The sequence below is a fragment of the Mesorhizobium sp. M0088 genome (genome assembly GCF_040322895.1).
Lineage (GTDB): Bacteria > Pseudomonadota > Alphaproteobacteria > Rhizobiales > Rhizobiaceae > Mesorhizobium.
The window spans coordinates 44,701-57,858 of sequence record NZ_JAMYUI010000006.1 but is presented as its reverse complement, the minus strand read 5'-3'; the positions used below and the strand labels follow the sequence as shown (position 1 = coordinate 57,858).

The following is a 13,158-nucleotide window of genomic DNA, read 5'->3' as shown; positions in this document are numbered from 1 at the left end:
CGAGGATTTGCCGGATGCAGATGGTCATTTTCGGTCTTACCGTCACGTCTTCATGGGGTAACGGCCATGCCACCTTATGGAGGGGACTGATCAGAGCCCTCGCCCGGCGCGGCTGGTCCATCACCTTCTTCGAACGCGACACACCCTACTATGCCGGAACGCGCGATCTTGATCATCTGGACGGCGGCAACATCGTGCTCTACCCGGACTGGGAGGATATCCGCCGGGTCGCGGAGCAAACGATCAAACGATCGGATGTCGTTATCGTCACCTCTTATTGTCCAGATGCCGTGGACGCCTCGCGGCTGGCGCAGCAGGCAGGGCCCGGACTGCGGGTCTTCTACGATCTGGACACTCCGGTCACGCTTGCCCGCATCGAACAAGGTGAGCGTCCACCCTATTTCGGCCCCGAGGGTCTTGCCGATTTCGACCTCGTCCTGAGCTACACAGGCGGCCCGGCGATCGACGCGCTGAAGGCGGTTCTGGGCGCGCGTCACGTGGTGCCGCTCTATGGGCATGTCGATCCGGATCAACACCGGCCGGCTACGCCGCGGGCCGAGTTCAAGGCCGATCTCTCTTATCTCGGAACCTACGCGCCCGATCGCCAGGCGGCCGTCGAGAATCTGCTGGTTCGCCCAGCTGCGCGCTTGCCGGACCAGCGCTTCATCATCGGCGGCGCACAATATCCGCAGGAATTCCCGTGGAGCGACAACATCTTCTTCGTCAGGCACCTTCCGCCGGCCGATCACCCGGCGTTTTTCTCATCCTCTCGTCTGACACTGAATGTGACCCGCGAGGCGATGGCGCAAAAGGGCTGGTGCCCTTCGGGCCGGTTGTTCGAAGCAGCGGCATGTGGAGTGCCTATCGTAACCGACACATGGCCGGGCCTAAGCAGCTTCTTCGAACCCGGCAGCGAGATCCTGCTGGCCCACGACACCGATGACGTCGTCGCGGCGCTCGCCTTACCCGCAGGAGAACTCGATGCCATCAAAACCCGAGCGCGCGAACGGGTTCTCGACGAACACACCTCTGCCCGGCGCGCGGCGGAGCTGGACCACATTCTAAACGACGCCTTTCAAAGATCTCCCGGCGAACCGATGATGGAAGCAGTCTGATGTTGGGCATCGTGCCCGCTGCCGGGCGCGGCAGCCGCATTCAGCCGCTCGGCTTCTCCAAAGAGCTGCTGCCGGTCGGCAGTCGGATCGATGGGCAGACCGAGCGTCCCTGCGCGGTCAGCGAGTATCTGGTGCGGCGGATGGTGCGCGCCGGCGTCGACAAGATCTGCTTCATCATTGGATCGGGCAAATCCGACATCCTCGAATATTACGCCGCCGGCTATGGTGACGCCGCGGCTCTCTTCGTGGTGCAGCCCAATCCGGTTGGGCTTTGCGATGCGATTTTTCGGGCAGCTCCTCTCGTCGCGCCCGATGAGGTCGTCCTGGTCGGCCTTCCCGACACGATCTGGTTTCCCGAGGACGGCTTCTGTCATTTGCCTGACGATCAGCTTTCATTTCTGCTCTTCCCGGTGGATCGTCCGGAATTCTTCGACGCCGTCATTGTCGATGACCACGAACGCGTGATCGAAATCCAGGTCAAGCAACAGGATGCCGGCACGAACTGGGTTTGGGGTGCGTTCAAGATGCCGGGCCAGATCCTGCATCAGCTTGCGGCACTCTGGCGCGAGCGGGAATGCCGTGACGAATATATCGGCACGTTGGTCAACGCCTACCTTGCGGCCGGAGGTCAAGCCTCCGGCGTCAAGGCTGGGTCCGCCTATGTCGATGTCGGCACGTTCAATGGCTATCGCACGGCTCTGCGGCTGCTCGAGGACGGCGCCGCACCCGTCCATCACCAAACGGCCACGATTATGCCAGGTGCCCGTTCGCATGTGCCTGTCGTTCCCGGCGAAGGAGCCTGATCATGCTGCATTCCCATGCCGAAATCCGCCGCCGTATCGATGCTCTCGGCCCATGGTTCCACAACATGGAACTGGCGGGTGTCGAAACCGCTCCCAACCATTTTCTCGGCAATTATCCGCTGATCAAATGGCGCAAATTCGCCGAGGCCATTCCCGCGGATCTGACAGGCAAGACGGTGTTGGATATCGGCTGCAATGCCGGTTTCTATTCCATCGAGATGAAACGGCGAGGTGCTGCCCGTGTCCTCGGCATCGATTTCGATGAGGCCTATCTGGCGCAGGCCCGCTTTGCCGCCGAGATCGCCAATTGCGAAATCGAATTCCAGAGACTTTCGGTCTACGACGTCGGCGCCCTGCGCGAAACATTCGATATCGTGCTGTTCATGGGGGTGCTTTATCACTTGCGCCACCCCTTGCTCGCGCTCGACCTTATCCGTGAGCATGTCGCCGGTGATCTGATGATCTTCCAGTCCATGCAGCGCGGCAGCACAGATCTGCCCGAGATGGAAGAGAACTATCATTTCTGGACGCATGACCTGTTCGACCGGCCGGAATTTCCCAAGCTCCATTTCATCGAGCACCGCTATGCCGATGACCCGACCAACTGGTGGATTCCCAACCGCGCCTGCACCGAAGCGATGCTGCGCAGCGCCGGATTTGAAATCGTCCTGCATCCGGAGCAGGAGGTCTATTTCTGCCGCGCCGCCGGCGACCCGGCCAGTGGCGGTCCCGTCTACCCCTCGAAAGGACAGCGCCATGATTGAAGCCGCGATGATCTGGAACGAGCCCAACAACAAATCGCATTGGGACCCGGAACTCGACCCTGATTGGAGCCGCTTTGCCAGGATGGCGATCCTGTCGGCGGACGCAATCGCATCTGAAAACCCGGCTTTGACCAAAGTGCTCGGCGGCATCTCGCCGATAGATCCGGGGTTCATCACCCGGATGAAGGAATTCGGCGTGCTGGACCATGTCGACGCCGTCGCCGTGCACGGCTTTCCCCTCGACTGGAACCTGTGGCAGATCCAGGAATGGCCGCAGAAGATCGGCGAGATCGCGACCGTCACCGACCTTCCCATCTGGGTCAGCGAAGTCGGCGTATCGACCTTCGGCGCCGAGGAAATCCAAGTCTGGGGGCTCAAGCGCACAGCTGAATTGCTGCTCGGCAATGCACCACGCATCCAGTGGTACAGCCTCTATGATCTTCCGCGTGAATGGGAAGCAACGACGCGGCACCGCGAAGCCGAGGGCTCGTCTTATTACCGGCATTTCCATATGGGGCTGCTGCGCCAGGACGGCACGCCAAAGCCCGCGCTGGAGGAATTCCTGCGCCATGCACCCGCAATGGGCCTGGTGCAGTGGTTTCATTTCGAAGACCCGCGGCTGGACGATGCGGTCGCCTGGATGAAGCGGCTGGGTGTCACCAATATGCGTACCGGGCTTTCCTGGGCGGACAGCTTTCGGCCGAATGCGCTGGACTGGTTCGACCGGCAGATGGAAGCACTCGCCGATTTCGATGTGACGGTCACCTTCTGCTTCACACCTCAGCACCGCGGAATGATGCCCCACCACACCAGCCCCCCCCTGGTGCCGGAGGAGTTCGCGGAATTCTGTTCAACCATGATCCGCCGCTATGCGCCTGGCATGACATCCGCCTCGCTCCCCACGCAGCGGGCCTCGGCCGCGTGAAATGTCATGGTGCCCATGCATCAGATGCCGGGCTCCGCGACGCCGTTGACAGGTGGAGATGCGGCGCAGGGCAACGAGACGCGACCGGCCGCGACGCTCACCGTCCTCAATGTCGCCTACCCTCTCGCACCCGTCGGCCCCGACGCTGTCGGCGGTGCCGAACAGGTTCTGTCGATGCTCGATCGGGCACTGGTTCAGGCCGGTCATCGATCTATCGTCATTGGCTGCCGAGGCTCCAGAACGAGCGGCACGCTTGTGGAAATACCGGCCGAAAACGGCGTACTCGACGAGGCGGCGAAGAGCCGCGCCCAACAGGCCCATCGCGACGCGATCGCGGCTGCCCGCGCCCGATGGCCCATCGACGTGGTTCATCTGCACGGCATTGATTTCGACGCTTATCTGCCCGACGATGGTCCGACCTTGGTGACCCTCCACCTGCCATTGGATTGGTATCCGGCCGCGGCATTGCGCCCGACGCGCGGTGACCTCTGGCTCCATGCGGTCTCGACCAGCCAGCAGAAAACCGCGCCATCAGGCGCCAGGCTGGCGGCGCCGATTCCAAACGGCGTTGACATCGAAGCACTGACCCTGCTGCAGCCGAAGCGCGACTTTGCCCTTGTTCTAAGCCGGGTTTGCCCGGAAAAGGGCGTCCACCTGGCGCTCGACGCAGCCAAACAGGCAGATGTGCCGCTGGTCATCGGCGGCAAGGTCTATCCCTATGAAACGCATACGCGGTACTTTCGCGATGAGGTCCAATCTCGCCTCGATGGCCGCCGCCGCTTCCTTGGCCCGCTCGGCTTCACCGCCAAGCGACGCATTCTCAACGCAGCGCGCTGTCTGGTCATTCCGAGCCTCGCAGCCGAGACCAGCTCGCTTGTGGCCATGGAGGCCCTCGCCTGCGGTACCCCGGTAGTCGCCTTTCCAAATGGTGCGCTTCCCGATGTCATAGAGCACGGCAGGACGGGCTTTCTCGTCGACACGGTCGATGAGATGGCCCAAGCCATTCTTGCGGCGTCCAGCTTGGATGCCGAGACATGCAGGGCCGAAGCGCGACGGCGGTTTTCGCTGGAACGGATGATCTCGTCTTACATGGACGCCTATCAGGCGCTGGCACAGCTTGGCAGTGGTCGCCGGCGCTTCGCCGCGGTGCCGTGAGTAAAGCTGTGCTGCGCAGCGAAATCATCGGTGACCTCGCACAATTCGACGCCTTGACGCCGCACTGGTGGAAACTGTGGCAGCAGAGTCCCTCGGCGACGCCGTTTCAATCTCCCGCCTGGCTGGTGCCATGGTGGCACGCATTCGCACCCGGTGAACTGGCGACGGTCGCGGTATGGCGCGGCGGCGATCTGGTCGGGCTGGCGCCGCTCTATCTTGAGCATGGGACCGCCGGTTCGAAGCTGCTTCCGGTCGGCATTTCGCTCAGCGACTACCTGGACATTCTGGCTGTCCCTGGGATCGAAGCCGAGGTCGTCGCCATTGTCGCCGAGTCGATCCTCTCGATCGGGTGGGTGCAATGGATCTTGTCGGACTTGCCGCAGGACAGCGTCGCCCTTGCGATGACGCATCCCGAGATGGATTGGCCGACCGCCCATGCCGCCTGCCCCGTGCTCGCCCTCGCCGGCGACGAAACGCTTGCAGGCTGCGTCCCCGCAAGACGCAGACGCCAGTTGCGTCGGGCGCGTCAAGCCGCATCAAGATGCGGCCGGATCGCGCTGTCGTCGGCGAGCGGCAGTCCGCAAACCTTCCTCGATCAATTGATCCGCCTGCACAATATGCGCTGGGCCGAACAAGGAGGCGGTGTGTTGGCCAACGCCGCCGTCGAGCAATTCCATCGGCTCTCACTTCCCGTGCTCGATGCTCACGGTCTGGTGCGATGCTGGCTGTTCGCGATCGATGGCGGGACCGTCGGCGCCTATTACGGATTTCACCACCGCGGCCGTGCCTATGCTTACCTCGGTGGCTTCGACCCTGCTTATGCCGAGGAGAGCCCAGGCGCGATCCTGATTGGCCACGCAATCGCGGAAGCGATCCGCGAAGATGCGCGCGAGTTCGATTTCCTGCGCGGCCAGGAGGCCTATAAATATGGCTGGGGCGCCGTCGACAGGTGGACGACGCGCAGGATCTGGACGCGGAGTTGATGCATGAGTGTAACCGCACCGAAAGCCGCCCAGCGCCCGACATCGGTCAGGCTGGCGGTTGAAGACTGCGTGGCCGATGGCATTTGCGCCGAAGGCGTTCTCGTCAGACTGGCGCTCCACCTGCCGCCCACAATTGGAGCGGCGGAATTGGCGGAGGTCGTGCTGAAGGTCCAGCCGGCGGATGCCGGCGACGCAGCAAGGCTGCGAAAGGTCGCCGGACTGCTGCGCTGCAAGCCAGACGTCTTCGCCATGTTGCAGGCAACGGGTGGCGCCGTTCGGCATGAGCGCGATGAGGATGAGACGAATGTCGCTGTCGTCAGGCGGCTGGCCTCCAGCTTCGATGCCGCGGCAGCGATTTCGGGAGCCGCGAGTGTCCAACTGGCATCCCTCGGCGATGAGGCAAGGCTCACAGCCACGACCAACGAAATCGTTGCATGGCTGGAATCGCGAGAATTCACCGGAAGGGAACGGAGCATCCTCGACATCGGTTGCGGCATCGGCCGTTTCGAGCGTGCGCTGTGCAAATCCTTCAAGCGGATGGTCGGCATCGACATATCGCCGCGGATGATCTCCATCGCCTCCGAGCAATGCGCCGCGCTCGGCAATGTCGAGTTGCGACAAACCTCCGGTCTCGATCTGTCCGAATTCGCCGATGCCAGTTTCGATTGCGTGCTGGCGGTGGACAGCTTTCCCTATCTGGTTCTGGCCGGCATGGCTGATCGGCATTTCGACGAAATTGCGCGCGTTCTGAAACGGCCGGGCTGGCTCGCCTTGCTGAACTATTCCTATCGCGGATCACTTCTCTCAGACCGCGATGACATCGGCCGTCTGGCGCAAGCTCATCAATTGTGGGTCCTCATCGACGGCGAGAAGCCGTTTCGGTCGTGGGATGGCGACGCCTTTCTGCTCGCTGGGTGAAGCGGAACATTACAGCGCGATGCCAGTTCGGACGTCGAACAACGGGCACCGACGAGTGTCCCCGATTCGAAGGAGGATATCATGGCATCCGGCGGTAAAAAACATTTCGGCCGCAGCAGCCAGGAAGAGTGCCGACGCCGGCGCGGTGACCTCCCCGGAGAAGGACGAGATCGAAGAAAACGCGGTCTTGTCGAATCGCGACAAGAAGCAGCATGGCCAGGAGCGCGGGCAGGACGGCAATCGGATCAAGTCCGATCAATATCCGGGTCGCGCCGCTGACCGATTGCCTAAGGACTGAACGCCACCGCAGCGCGTCCATGGCCCGCGGCGACGAAGGAGCGGCAAGGAAATAAACCTGTGCAAGGGGCCGCTGGTGAGCTTCTTGGCGGTGACACCGCCTTGTAATGCAAGGCGCTTACCACCACACTAGGATCAAGGGACCGCTATCAAGAGAATGTGATGTCTCGTTCGAGCGACGATACCGCGGATCCGCATGTCGAGATGGCTGTGGATCAGGAGATTGCTTCCCTGCTGGCCGCCATAGAGCAGGAAAAAATTCCAGATCGCCTGACCGAGCTGGCGATCGAATTGCAAAACGCGCTCGTCGAGAAACGTCGACGCGACGTGAAGAACTGACTATCTGCGGCCGTCGACCTCGACATCGAGCTGACCATCCGACAGCTGGTTTCGTCTTTCCATCAATGTCTGCAACGAACTCTCCCCCAGGAATTCAAGGATGTTGGCGCGCGCACGGTTCAGGCGGCTTTTGACCGTCCCGACCGCGCAACCGCATATGTCGGCGGTTTCCTCGTAGCTCACTCCCAAAACGCCGATCAGCATCAGGACCTCGCGTTGGTGTTCAGGCAGCCTTTGAATGGCGCCGTGAACTTCCCTGCTCTGAACCGTCCATTCCTGGGTAGCTTCCGAAATTGGCCTCGAAGACGCGCAATCGAGCAGGCCGGGCGCCTCCCGGGCAGCGATCTTGACCCGGGTGTAATAAGTGTTGCGCATGATGGTGAAGAGCCACGACTTCATGCGCGTACCGGGTTCGAACTTGTCGATGTTGGCGAGACCCTTGGTCAGTGTCTCCTGCACGAGATCGTCGGCGTCGTCGGGGACGCGGCAGAAGGTGCGCGCGAATGCCCGTAGGGCAGGTATCAGGTCAACGATGGAAACTTCACTGGTTTCCTGGTCGGCCAAAAGGCAGCCTCCGGATGACAATGGTCCAGCTCCCAGAAGAAAGAGTGTGTGAACGCAGCCCCAGCTAAATGCATGGAAGTTTGGTTCGTTCCTCGTGCTGGAAACAACTCTTCATAAATTCTGCGCAGGCGGAGATATCTGTCATCCGATCGGCGCGCACCATCGCCGCAGCAGTCACGGCTCCTCCGACAGCGGTGTCTCCAGCGTCCATTTTTTACGGGAACAAAGCCGCTCACCGGCAGTTTGATGGCTTGACCACTTCAACCTTCCGGTATCGATCGAGGACCTGTCATGGCCAAATCCGCTCGCCCCTCCGCTCGCCAATCGGCAAGTGGACTGGATCAGAATAGCGCGCGCGGAAATGGCGGCGAGTTGCACCAGATCGCGGGGGACGAAACGCCTGCCCTTACGACGGCGCTCGGAACGCCTGTCTCCGACGACCAAAACACATTGCGGATCGGTGAGCGCGGACCATCGCTGATCGAGGACTTTCACTTTCGCGAGAAGATTTTCCACTTCGACCACGAACGCATCCCGGAAAGGGTCGTTCATGCCCGCGGCTACGGTGCGCATGGTTTTTTCGAGACCTACGAGTCACTTGCCAAATACACACGTGCCGACATTTTCCAGCGAGTTGGTGAGAAGACGCCGGCATTCGTTCGTTTCTCGACGGTTGCCGGCAACAAGGGCTCGTTCGATCTCGCCCGCGACGTGCGCGGCTTCGCGGTCAAGCTCTACACCAAGGAAGGCAATTGGGACCTGGTCGGCAACAACATCCCGGTCTTCTTCATCCAGGACGCCATCAAGTTTCCCGATCTGATCCACGCTGCCAAACAGGAGCCCGACCGTGCCTTTCCGCAGGCACAGACGGCGCACGACAATTTCTGGGACTTTATCAGCCTGATGCCGGAATCGATGCACATGGTGATGTGGATCATGTCGGATCGCGCGATCCCGCGTTCCTTCCGCTTCATGCAAGGCTTTGGTGTGCACACGTTCCGCCTCGTCAACGCGAAGGACGAATCCACCTTCGTCAAGTTCATCTGGAAACCCAAGCTCGGCATGCAATCGGTGGTCTGGAACGAGGCGGTCAAGATCAATGGCGCCGATCCCGACTTCCATCGCCGCGATCTGTGGGAGGCCATACAGGCCGGCAATTTCCCGGAATGGGAGTTGACGGTGCAACTGTTCGATCAGGCGTTTGCCGACAGTTTCGACTTCGATATCCTGGATGCAACGAAGATCATTCCCGAAGAGGTCCTCGAACCAATTCCGGTCGGTCGGCTGGTGCTCGACCGGATGCCGGATAATTTCTTCGCCGAGACCGAGCAGGTGGCGTTCATGACGCAGAATGTGCCGCCCGGAATCGATTTCTCCAACGATCCGCTTCTGCAAGGCCGCAACTTCTCTTATCTCGATACCCAATTGAAACGGCTGGGCAGCCCGAACTTTACCCATCTGCCGATCAATGCGCCGAAGTGCCCGTTCGCCCATTTTCAACAGGACGGGCACATGGCCATGCGCAACCCGGCCGGTCGCGCCAATTATGAGCCGAACTCATGGGGACTGGGACCGCGCGAGGATCCGCAGCGGGGCTTCCGTTCTTTCGCCGATGCCGAAGAAGGGCAGAAAGTACGTCTGCGCGCGGAGAGCTTCGCCGATCACTACAGCCAGGCCCGGCAATTCTTCAACAGCCAGACACCACCGGAGCAGCGTCACATCGCGATGGCGCTGACCTTTGAACTGAGCAAGGTCCAGGCACCGGCGATCCGCGAGCGGATGGTTTCGCATTTGTTGAACATCGATGAAACGCTGGCGACCACCGTAGCCGACAAGCTCGGCATCCGTGACATGCCCGAACCTGCCGAAGCCGCCGTTCCGCCGCGCGACGACTTGCCGCCGTCGCCGGCGCTCAGCATCATCCAAAACGGGCCCGACAGTTTCGAAGGCCGCAAAGTCGGTGTCATGCTCAGCGATGGAGCCGATGTCGCGCTGTTCGAGGAACTTCGTTCCGCCATCGAAGCGGAAGGCGCGGTGATGGAGGTGATTGCGCCCAAGGTGGGCGGCGTCGAAGCCGCCGACGGTACTCACATCGAGGCAAGGCACATGATCGACGGTGGTCCATCCGTATTGTTCGACGCGGTGGTGCTGCTCCTCTCCGAGGCGGGCGCCGAGCTGCTGGTCAAGGAGGCCGCTGCGAAGGATTTCGTGTCTGATGCGTTTGCGCATTGCAAGTTCATCGGCTTCACCACAGGGGCCGAGCCGCTCCTGATCAAAGCAGGCGTCGCTCCCGATGCCGACGAGGGGCTGACGCGGCTGGATTCCGCAGCTTCGGTAACTGCGTTTGTGCAGTCATGCCGCAAACTGCGGCTCTGGGCGCGGGAGGCGGCTGTCAAGCTTTGATGCGATGGCGCCAGCTGTTCCGTTGGCGTGTCCGCAAGCCTTGGTTGCCGCCAAACCAGCCGGCACCGCAATCTACGAGCGGCCTTCCTTGCTGGACGCTTGTTGCCGCTGCTTTTCCAGGACCTCGTCGGTCCCGACCAGCTTCTTTGCTCCGCCTGAAATGGTCGTGGACACCACCGAGGGTGGATCGCTCGCCGGAAAGGAATCCTCCAACCCCGCCTGCAGTTGGTCCTCGAGCGTCTGTGGTTCTTCGGAACGGCCGGGCGTTCTGCGCGTGTCTATCTTCTCAAGTGCCTGTTTCTTTTTTGGCGAATCGTTGGCGTTCCGGACCAGGGCGTAAAGCTGCTCGATCGCGAATTCCTTGATCGATTCGAAATCGGCCCGATCGTCCTTTGCTGCCTCAATTTGATCAACCATGGCTTTCTCGAAGCGGTCGAGGCTGTCGGCTCCGCAGGCATGGGAAAGGCGCAACAAGGCCTCGTTCAGCATCAACGGAGCGAAATGTGCTGAAGCTTCAAGCCTGAGTTGCCTTAAACGATCCGGAGTGGCGGCCTGCAACTTTGACATGGACAACCTCATTTCTCCCACAAACGTCTCAACGACATTTGACCGCCGATGTTCCACCATGCCTGAACATCCTTCCCACCCGGCGAGCTACAGGAACCAGCTTGCTACCAACCCCGCCGACGCCGCAAGAATCGCCAGGATCGTCACCCCACCCAGGATGTTCGTGCTTGTGCTGTTGACCTTGTCACCCATGATCTTGCGGTTGTTGGTCATGATGAGAAGGAGAAGCAGCAGCGGCGGCGTTGAAAATCCTTGCACGATGCCGGACCAGACCAGAGCTTTCATCGGGTTGAAGCCGAAGAAATTGAGGCCCACCGCCACCAGCGTTATGACCCCGATCACGATGTAGAATTTGGGAGCCTGCCGGGGTTTGGCATGCAAGCTATTCTTCCATCCCATCGCCTGAGCGAAATCGAAAGCAGCGCCAGCGGTCATGATCGGCACGGCCAGAAAGCCGACGCCAATTACACCGGCCGCAAAGAGAATGCCGGCAGCGTCGCCGGCAAGCGGCCGCAGCGCTTCGGCCGCCTGTGCCGCTGTCTCGATCTGCGTCTGCCCGGCCTTGTAGAGCGTCGACCCTGTCGAAAGGATGATGAAATACATGATCAGATTGGAAAACGTCATGCCGATCAGGATATCGCGGCGGGATCGGCGCAGCTCGCCCTCGGTGGCTCCTTTGCGCTCTTCGAGGCTCGTTCGACCCTTGGCGATCTCCTCCTCCACCTCCTGATTGGACTGCCACGTGTAAAGGTATGCGGAGAGCGTGGTCCCGACGATGGCGACGAGGATGGACAGGTATTCGCGGCTGAACTCGATTTTTGGCAACAGCGTGCCACGCAGAACGGAGGCGGCATCCGGTTTGGCAAGCACCGCGGAGACCACATAGGCAAGCAGAGCCAGAGCCAGCCACCGGAACACATTTCGGATCAATTTATACGATCCGAACACCTGCAGGGCAAAAATGACGATCGCGACGACAATGACGACCAACGGAGCAGGCAGCGGAACAAACAGCACAATGGCCGCCGACATGGCGCCAAGGTCGGCGGCTGCCTCGATCGTGTTGCCAATCAGTACGCCCACCAGCACAGACCATAGCAGCCAACGCGGATAGAAGTCCGATATGACCTTGAAAAGCCCGCGACCCGAAACCTGGCCAAGTTTGGATGAAAGATAGACGACGAGATACATCATCGGCAGCGTGACAGGTGCCGTCCACAGCAGGTCGGGCCCGAACCGCGCTCCGGCGCTCGCGTAGGTACCGATAGCCGAGCAGTCGTCATCGGCCGCGCCGGTGATCAGACCAAGCCCGAGAGCCCGAACGACGCCGCCTTTTTTTGGCTCTCTTGCCCTTTGGCCCTCTTCAGGTGGCTTGTTCATTGAAGGCGCGTCTTTACCGGGGCCACGCAAGAAATCATGACGAACATTCCAATCGGATGCCGATGAAGCAGCCGTTTCAAGCTGCATTGAGATCGAGTTCGAACCTCTGGTCAGGCTTTTTGTTCCTGGACACAGTCCCGGTCCGCGACGGCGATTCATCCCATGCGGGTTCTTTCGGCGGAGCCGAACATCGAAGCGAATGCTCCGTTCCCCTGAAGAAGAGAATGCTTGTCTCGAAGCCTGTCATTCAGGCGACTTCTTTGAAGGAATGTCCAGCGGCGCCAAAGTCGAGTGTGGGGCCCGGCTGTTCATCCGCTTCGTCAGCGGCTCGTACCGCCGCCGATCACCATCCGCACGCCGAGGCCGATGATGAGACAGCCGGCGAGCCGCTGCTGCCAAAGCCTTGCGCGAGGGTGCCGCATGACCCATGCGCCGGCCGCGCCCGATGCCAAGGCGTAGGCTCCCAGCACCAGCACACCGGTTATCTTCTGTGTTGCGCCAAGCAGCACCAGCTGCAACGTGACGGAGCCCCTATGCGGATCGACAAATTGCGGCAGGAACGCAACCATGAACATCAAAGGCCAGGGATTGCTCAGATTGGCGATCATTCCTTCCCGGGCGGCGGCGAGCGGCCGCAGGGCCTTGAGGTCACCCGTGGGAATGGTTGCCGAGGATGAAAGCAGCAGCCGGACACCCAGCCAGACGATGTAGGCCGCCCCGGCCCATCGAAGCAGATTGAACGCCAGGGGCGAGGCGTGGACAAGCGAGGACAGGCCGAATGCAATCAGCGGAAGCTGCACAAGTCCGGCGCCCAGCGTCATGCCGAGCACCGTGAACAGCGCCACGTCGCGCCCCTGCCCGATGCCGCGTGCCATCACCAGCATGCTGTCGGGGCCTGGCGGCATCTGCATCAGAATGACGGTTCCGACAAAAGCTATCCACAAT

14 protein-coding genes are annotated in these 13,158 nt (G+C 61.1%); 10 read left to right on the top strand and 4 right to left on the bottom strand.

Translation table 11 applies throughout. The annotated features are described in order from the left end of the window. Positions 1 to 14: 14 nt before the first annotated feature. The 9 genes from NKJ67_RS09005 to NKJ67_RS08965 all read left to right on the top strand — a co-directional run bounded on the left by NKJ67_RS09005 (position 15) and on the right by NKJ67_RS08965 (position 7,299). Entirely contained in the window at positions 15 to 1,115 is a 1,101-nt protein-coding gene (locus NKJ67_RS09005; protein ID WP_352581127.1) for a CgeB family protein, read from the top strand. Continuing rightward, positions 1,115 to 1,918, top strand: a complete 804-nt coding sequence (locus NKJ67_RS09000; RefSeq protein ID WP_352581126.1) for a sugar phosphate nucleotidyltransferase — start codon at positions 1,115 to 1,117, stop codon at positions 1,916 to 1,918. Before NKJ67_RS09005 ends, NKJ67_RS09000 begins: the two co-directional genes overlap by 1 nt. Positions 1,919 to 1,920: 2 nt before the next feature. After that, positions 1,921 to 2,682, top strand: a complete 762-nt coding sequence (locus tag NKJ67_RS08995; RefSeq protein WP_352581125.1) for a TIGR04290 family methyltransferase — start codon at positions 1,921 to 1,923, stop codon at positions 2,680 to 2,682. Continuing rightward, positions 2,675 to 3,607 (top strand): glycoside hydrolase 5 family protein, encoded by a 933-nt coding sequence (locus NKJ67_RS08990; RefSeq protein WP_023809485.1) that lies wholly within the window; start codon positions 2,675 to 2,677, stop codon positions 3,605 to 3,607. The genes NKJ67_RS08995 and NKJ67_RS08990 overlap by 8 nt, the downstream gene beginning before the upstream one ends. Positions 3,608 to 3,613: 6 nt before the next feature. Next, positions 3,614 to 4,762, top strand: a complete 1,149-nt coding sequence (locus NKJ67_RS08985; protein ID WP_032908815.1) for a glycosyltransferase family 4 protein — start codon at positions 3,614 to 3,616, stop codon at positions 4,760 to 4,762. Continuing rightward, the gene (locus NKJ67_RS08980) at positions 4,759 to 5,745 is read left to right on the top strand and encodes a GNAT family N-acetyltransferase (protein WP_031212592.1); all 987 of its coding nucleotides are present in this window, start codon (positions 4,759 to 4,761) and stop codon (positions 5,743 to 5,745) included. Before NKJ67_RS08985 ends, NKJ67_RS08980 begins: the two co-directional genes overlap by 4 nt. Before the next feature lie 3 nt (positions 5,746 to 5,748). Beyond that, positions 5,749 to 6,663, top strand: a complete 915-nt coding sequence (locus NKJ67_RS08975; protein WP_352581124.1) for a class I SAM-dependent methyltransferase — start codon at positions 5,749 to 5,751, stop codon at positions 6,661 to 6,663. Beyond that, positions 6,635 to 6,961 (top strand): hypothetical protein, encoded by a 327-nt coding sequence (locus tag NKJ67_RS08970; RefSeq protein WP_352581123.1) that lies wholly within the window; start codon positions 6,635 to 6,637, stop codon positions 6,959 to 6,961. The genes NKJ67_RS08975 and NKJ67_RS08970 overlap by 29 nt, the downstream gene beginning before the upstream one ends. A 161-nt stretch (positions 6,962 to 7,122) precedes the next feature. After that, on the top strand, positions 7,123 to 7,299 hold the full coding sequence (locus tag NKJ67_RS08965) for a hypothetical protein (RefSeq protein ID WP_023809490.1): 177 nt from the start codon (positions 7,123 to 7,125) through the stop codon (positions 7,297 to 7,299). On the opposite strand, the gene NKJ67_RS08960 is transcribed toward NKJ67_RS08965, so the two are convergent. Then, the gene (locus NKJ67_RS08960; RefSeq protein WP_023809491.1) at positions 7,300 to 7,863 is read right to left on the bottom strand and encodes a sigma-70 family RNA polymerase sigma factor; all 564 of its coding nucleotides are present in this window, start codon (positions 7,861 to 7,863) and stop codon (positions 7,300 to 7,302) included. It abuts the gene before it with no gap. A gap of 291 nt (positions 7,864 to 8,154) precedes the next feature. Here NKJ67_RS08960 and katE point away from each other — a divergent pair, with 291 nt between their 5' ends. Then, on the top strand, positions 8,155 to 10,266 hold the full coding sequence (katE, locus tag NKJ67_RS08955) for a catalase (RefSeq protein ID WP_352581122.1): 2,112 nt from the start codon (positions 8,155 to 8,157) through the stop codon (positions 10,264 to 10,266). Between the two features lie 72 nt (positions 10,267 to 10,338). Here katE and NKJ67_RS08950 read toward each other — a convergent pair whose 3' ends face one another. The 3 genes from NKJ67_RS08950 to NKJ67_RS08940 form a co-directional block, all read right to left on the bottom strand. Beyond that, the gene (locus NKJ67_RS08950; protein ID WP_023809493.1) at positions 10,339 to 10,833 is read right to left on the bottom strand and encodes a hypothetical protein; all 495 of its coding nucleotides are present in this window, start codon (positions 10,831 to 10,833) and stop codon (positions 10,339 to 10,341) included. A gap of 87 nt (positions 10,834 to 10,920) precedes the next feature. After that, positions 10,921 to 12,372: an Nramp family divalent metal transporter gene (locus tag NKJ67_RS08945; RefSeq protein ID WP_352581121.1), complete on the bottom strand. Its 1,452-nt coding sequence runs from the start codon at positions 12,370 to 12,372 to the stop codon at positions 10,921 to 10,923. A 161-nt stretch (positions 12,373 to 12,533) separates the two neighbouring features. Then, complete coding sequence (locus NKJ67_RS08940) at positions 12,534 to 13,124, bottom strand: LysE family translocator (protein ID WP_128303877.1); 591 nt, start codon at positions 13,122 to 13,124, stop codon at positions 12,534 to 12,536. Positions 13,125 to 13,158: the final 34 nt, after the last annotated feature.

Excerpts from the sequence above, each read along its gene's own strand:
- NKJ67_RS09005 (WP_352581127.1), top strand. The coding sequence starts at position 15 with ATGCAGATGGTCATTTTCGGTCTTACCGTCACGTCTTCATGGGGTAAC.
- NKJ67_RS09000 (WP_352581126.1), top strand. The coding sequence starts at position 1,115 with ATGTTGGGCATCGTGCCCGCTGCCGGGCGCGGCAGCCGCATTCAGCCG.
- NKJ67_RS08995 (WP_352581125.1), top strand. The coding sequence starts at position 1,921 with ATGCTGCATTCCCATGCCGAAATCCGCCGCCGTATCGATGCTCTCGGC.
- NKJ67_RS08990 (WP_023809485.1), top strand. The coding sequence starts at position 2,675 with ATGATTGAAGCCGCGATGATCTGGAACGAGCCCAACAACAAATCGCAT.
- NKJ67_RS08985 (WP_032908815.1), top strand. The coding sequence starts at position 3,614 with ATGGTGCCCATGCATCAGATGCCGGGCTCCGCGACGCCGTTGACAGGT.
- NKJ67_RS08975 (WP_352581124.1), top strand. The coding sequence starts at position 5,749 with ATGAGTGTAACCGCACCGAAAGCCGCCCAGCGCCCGACATCGGTCAGG.
- NKJ67_RS08970 (WP_352581123.1), top strand. The coding sequence starts at position 6,635 with ATGGCGACGCCTTTCTGCTCGCTGGGTGAAGCGGAACATTACAGCGCG.
- NKJ67_RS08965 (WP_023809490.1), top strand. The coding sequence starts at position 7,123 with ATGTCTCGTTCGAGCGACGATACCGCGGATCCGCATGTCGAGATGGCT.
- katE (WP_352581122.1), top strand. The coding sequence starts at position 8,155 with ATGGCCAAATCCGCTCGCCCCTCCGCTCGCCAATCGGCAAGTGGACTG.
- NKJ67_RS08950 (WP_023809493.1), bottom strand. The coding sequence starts at position 10,833 with ATGTCAAAGTTGCAGGCCGCCACTCCGGATCGTTTAAGGCAACTCAGG.
- NKJ67_RS08945 (WP_352581121.1), bottom strand. The coding sequence starts at position 12,372 with ATGAATCGCCGTCGCGGACCGGGACTGTGTCCAGGAACAAAAAGCCTG.
- NKJ67_RS08940 (WP_128303877.1), bottom strand. The coding sequence starts at position 13,124 with ATGCAGATGCCGCCAGGCCCCGACAGCATGCTGGTGATGGCACGCGGC.